This is a genomic window from Streptomyces sp. SID3212 (assembly GCF_009865405.1).
In the GTDB taxonomy this organism is placed as follows: Bacteria; Actinomycetota; Actinomycetes; order Streptomycetales; family Streptomycetaceae; genus Streptomyces.
The window spans coordinates 1-4460 of the sequence record NZ_WWJY01001055.1 but is presented as its reverse complement, the minus strand read 5'-3'; the positions used below and the strand labels follow the sequence as shown (position 1 = coordinate 4460).

At 72.6% G+C, this 4460-nt stretch carries 4 protein-coding genes; all 4 read right to left on the bottom strand.

From position 1 onward, the window contains the following. Nucleotides 1-1360: AAA family ATPase (locus GT042_RS31525; RefSeq protein WP_161312106.1), on the bottom strand; the 1360-nt coding region annotated here is incomplete at its 3' end. A 191-nt stretch (nucleotides 1361-1551) separates the two neighbouring features. Further along, nucleotides 1552-3432, bottom strand: a complete 1881-nt coding sequence (locus tag GT042_RS31520) for an anthranilate synthase family protein (RefSeq protein ID WP_161312105.1) — start codon at nucleotides 3430-3432, stop codon at nucleotides 1552-1554. After that, nucleotides 3429-4082 carry an isochorismatase family protein gene (locus tag GT042_RS31515; RefSeq protein WP_161312104.1) on the bottom strand — a complete coding sequence of 218 codons (654 nt, stop codon included), beginning with the start codon at nucleotides 4080-4082 and terminating at the stop codon, nucleotides 3429-3431. Before GT042_RS31515 ends, GT042_RS31520 begins: the two co-directional genes overlap by 4 nt. 39 nt (nucleotides 4083-4121) lie before the next feature. Continuing rightward, the coding region (locus GT042_RS31510) for a 3-deoxy-7-phosphoheptulonate synthase (RefSeq protein ID WP_202534311.1) at nucleotides 4122-4460 on the bottom strand (339 nt) is incomplete at its 5' end.

Below are 4460 nucleotides of genomic sequence, written 5' to 3'. Positions count from 1 at the left end.
CGGACAGCGCCGCCGCCGCGACCCGCGCGGCCTCGGGGCCGGCGCCCGCCAGCCGGTCGATCGCGAGGTCGGCACAGCTTTCGGTACGCGGGCCGGAAGTACGCGGGCCGGAAGTACGCGGGCCGGAACCGGCCCGCGCGCGGGGTGCGCCGGCCGCGAACACCACTCCCGCGTGTCCGCTGCTCAGGAGGATGTCGGTCATGAGGAGTTCGAGGACCATCTCCTCGTGCGCCGGGAGCCGCCGGTCCAGGACACCGCGGACGAGCAGGACGGCCGCTTCGACATGGCCGGTCCGCAGGAGGGTACGGACCGCTCCCACCGTCCGCCCGCCGCCGGGCGTCCCCGTGCCGTACCGCTCCGGCGTCTCTTCCTGGCGTAAGGGTTCGGCGAAGTCCTCGACGGGAGCGGCGGGCCGGACGGTGAGCTGCCGCGCCTCGTGGTGGAGGGTGGCGCGTACGCCTTCGGGAATCGACTCGTACACCGCGCGCCGCACCAGCGGATGCTGGAAGCTCACCCCGTCGTCGGCGAAGGTCAGCAGCCCGGCCGCCGCGGTCTCCTCCAGGGCGGAGAGCAGCCCGGCCGTACCGGTCCCCAGCATGACCGCGGCCCCCGACAGCGGAAAGGTGCGGCCCAGGATCGTGCCGACCCGCAGTAGTTGCACCGACTCCCGGGACAGCTGGCGCAGTTGGTCGTGGATCAGGCCCTGGACGCGGATGGGGAGCCGCCCCGGAGTGAGGCGCAGAAGCTCTCCCTCGGGGCCGATGCGCCCTTCCTCGGTGAGCCCCTCGACCAGCTCCACGATCAGCCGGGGATTGCCGTTGGCGCAGTTCACCACGTCCAGCAGCCCCGCTTTGGGCGGTACGCCGATGAGGTCACGGACCAGGCCGCGCACCGCCCCGCCGGCCAGCGGGTCCAGCTCCAGCCGGTCCACGGGGGCACCGCCCGCCGCCTGGAGGGGCCGTTCGAACGACGCGCGCCGGGTCTTGGCGTCCCGGGCGAGCAGCAGGGCCGGTGCCACGGGCAGGTCCCGCCGGGTGAAACGGACCAGGGCGTTCAACTCCGCGGCGGTGAGCGTCTCCACGTCGTCCACGACGATCAGCGTGCGGTGGCCGGGGGAGCCCGGTCGGTGCGCCATGCCGGTGGACACGAGGGCCCTGAGATCGGGCATGGAGTGGTGACGGACCGCCAGGCCCTGTTGCCGGGCGCGGTGCGCCGCTTCGTGCAGCAGCCGGCTCTTGCCGATTCCGGGCTGGCCGTCGACGATCAGGACAGGGGGTGAGTCGCTCCCGGCCCGGGTGAGGAAGCCTCCCAGGCGCCGTTGTTCGTCCTCGCGTCCGTGCAACTTGACGGCTTCGGACATGTGCTCTCCCGTTGACGACACCGAGATACGCGAGCCCGCCGGCTGGGGACCGCCCGGACCGAAGGACCGGTTCGCAACGATGCCCCACCCGGCGGCCGGGCGCGGTGACGTCCATCACTGCCACACCAGATTGTCTTGTTCCGTTACGGTGGCCGGTACCCGGTCCGCGGCATGTCACACCTGCCGCCCGGTCACCCCACGCGGGCGCGCAGCACCTCCGTCAGGAACCCGCCGAAGATGCGCAGGCCGTCCTCGGTGAGCACGGATTCGGGATGGAACTGCAGGGAGGCGAAGCCGTCGCCGAGCATCGCGTGGATCTCGCCGCTCTCCTTGTCCCGGCTGAACCGCACGCCGCCCAGCCGGGGATGGTCGAGGGTGTCGTCGTCGGCGCGGGCGGCGAAGGTGTTGTAGAAGCCGACCCGCTCCCGGCGCCCGAACAGGTCGATCTCCTGCTGGACTCCCTGGTTCGGCACGGTGCGGCGGGCCAGGTCGAGCCCCAGGCGGGTGCTCAGAACCTGGTGGCTGAGGCAGACCGCGAGGAAGGGACGCCGCTCCCGCAGCAGGATGTCGACCGCCGACCGCAGACGGGCGATCTTGGGATGGCCGCCGTCGCGCGGGTCGCCGGGCCCGGGGCCCAGGACGACCAGGTCGTACGCGTCGAAGCGGTACGGCTCGTCGAAGCGCCGGACCGTCACCGTGAGCCCCATGGAACGGAGTTGATGGTCGATCATCGAGGTGAAGGTGTCCTCGGCGTCGACGACCAGCACCGTGCGCCCGGCCAGTCCCGGCACCGTGTGCCCGGGCCCGCGGCCGTCGCCCAGCCAGAACCCGGCGATGGTGTCGTTGCGCCGCGCCAGCGCCTGACGGACCTCCGGATGGTCGGCGAAGCGGTCGGGCACCAGGGCCTGGAGCGCGCTGAGCAGGCCCGCCGCCTTCACCCGGGTCTCGGCGACCTCGGACCGGGGGTCGGAGTGGCGTACGAGGGTGGCGCCCACCCCGGCCCGCAGCCGCCCGGCCGCGTCGATGTCGGCCGTACGGATGAGGATGGCCGAGTCGAGCGTACGGCCGCCGTGCTCGTCCCGGCCGATGACGGCCAGCACGCCGCTGTAGTAGCCGCGCCCCTCCGGTTCGTACCGGGCGATCACCTTGGCGGCGCTCTCCAGGGGGCTCCCGGTCACCGTCGGCGCGAACAGCGTCTCGCGCAGGATCTCCCGTACGTCACGGCCGGTGCGGCCCTCGATGAAGTACTCCGTGTGGGCCAGCCGGGCCATCTCCTTGAGGTACGGCCCGACCACCCGTAGGCCCGTGTCGCAGATCCGGGCCATCATCTTCAGCTCTTCGTCCACCACCATGTACAGCTCGTCCGACTCCTTGCGGTCGGCGAGGAAGTCCATCACCCCGGACAGGGCGGGGCCCGAGGTCGGGTAGCGGTACGTGCCGCTGATCGGGTTCATCACGGCGGTGCCGTCCTGGACGCTGATGTGCCGCTCCGGACTGGCCCCGACGAAGGTACGGGTCCCGGTGTGGACCAGATAGGTCCAGTACGCCCCCGACTCCCGCTCCAGCAGGCGCCGGAAGAACGACAGGGCGCTGTGCGGACCGTACCCGGTGATGTCGGCGACGAAGGAACGCCTGAGGACGAAGTTGGCCCCCTCGCCCCGGCCGATCTCCTCGTCGATGACTCTGCGCACCAGGCCCGCGTAACGCTCGTCGTCCGGCTCGAAGTGCCCGCCGGCGAGGGTCACGGCGTCGTCGGGGAGCCGGCGCAGCGCCTCCCGCAGCGGCAGCCGCTCCTGGGCGGCGACCGCCATGGTGAGCAGCGGCGCGCCGTCGTCGGGGGCGGCGAACCCGCGCTCCCCGAGCTGCCGGTAGGGGACGATCACCAGCGTGTCGTGCCGGCGCCCCGCCGCGGGCGGCACCGGGTCCGGGAGGGGGATCCCGGCGAGCGTGTCCGCCGTGGACACCGCGCCGAGCAGCACCTCCAGGGTGTCGCCCGCGCTCTCGGGGCGGTGGAGCAGCGCGTACGCGGACGGCTGCCCCTGGAGCACCTGTGCCAGCAGGTCGCCGGTCATCCGGACGCACCTCCGCCGAGCCCGTCCAGCAGGGACTTGGCGGTGGTGACCAGGGCGCAGCGCTCGGCCGCGTACTCCAACGCCAGCCGGTGGTAGGACTCGGAGAAGTCGGCGACGGCGTCGGCCACCAGGAAGGTACGGATGTCGTGGGTGAACGCCTCCACGGCGGTCATCAGCACGCCGACGTGCGCGTACACGCCGCAGACGATGAGCTGGTCACGGTCGTGGGCCCGCATCCGTTCCAGGAGATCGGTCCTGAAGAACGCGCTGTAGCGCCATTTGGTCAGCAGCCAGTCGCCGTCGGCGGGGGCCAGCTCCGGGACGACCTCCCGGTCCACCGCGTCCGTGCGCATGCCCGGGCCCCAGAAGTCCAGGAGCAGACCGCGCTCTTCGGGTGTCATACGGCCGGGCTGCGCGGTGTACGCGACCGGTACGCCCAGGGCGGCGCAGCGGTCGCGGATCAGGGCCGTGTTGCGCACCAGGTCGTCACCGGGTGCCTGGCCGGTGGGGAAGGGCCGCAGGAAGAAGCGCTGCATGTCGTGGAGGAGCAGGACCGCCCGGCCGGGGTCCACGGTCCAGTCGGCGGTGTTCGCGGGCAGGTCGCCCTGCGCGGGCATCGGATACGGCGTGATGGGGGGAATACCTGGCATGGATGTCTCTCGTCCTTCTTGTCTCTCCGGCGCGGGTGGTCAGCCGCGCCAGGCCGAGGCGATCGCGACCGCCTGGCGCGGGTTCAGGCGCGGGTCGCACAGGCTGGTGTACTTGGTGCCGAGTTCCTGGAGGTCGTCCTGGGTGGCCACACACTCCGTCACCGGGTCCGGTGTGGTCTCCAGGTGCAGTCCGCCCGTGATCCCGCCCTCGCCCGTCACGGCGGCGTGGAACTCCTCGACCTCCTGGGCGACCTGGGTGACCAGCCGGGTCTTCAGGCCGCCGGGACCGGTCACGGTGTTGCCGTGCATCGGGTCGCTCAGCCACACGACGGGGTGCCCCGCCGCGCCGACGGCCGACACCAGCGGCGGCAGCCGGTC

Coding starts and splice junctions, on each gene's coding strand:
- GT042_RS31515 (WP_161312104.1), bottom strand. CDS start 4,082: ATGCCAGGTATTCCCCCCATCACGCCGTATCCGATGCCCGCGCAGGGC.
- GT042_RS31520 (WP_161312105.1), bottom strand. CDS start 3,432: ATGACCGGCGACCTGCTGGCACAGGTGCTCCAGGGGCAGCCGTCCGCG.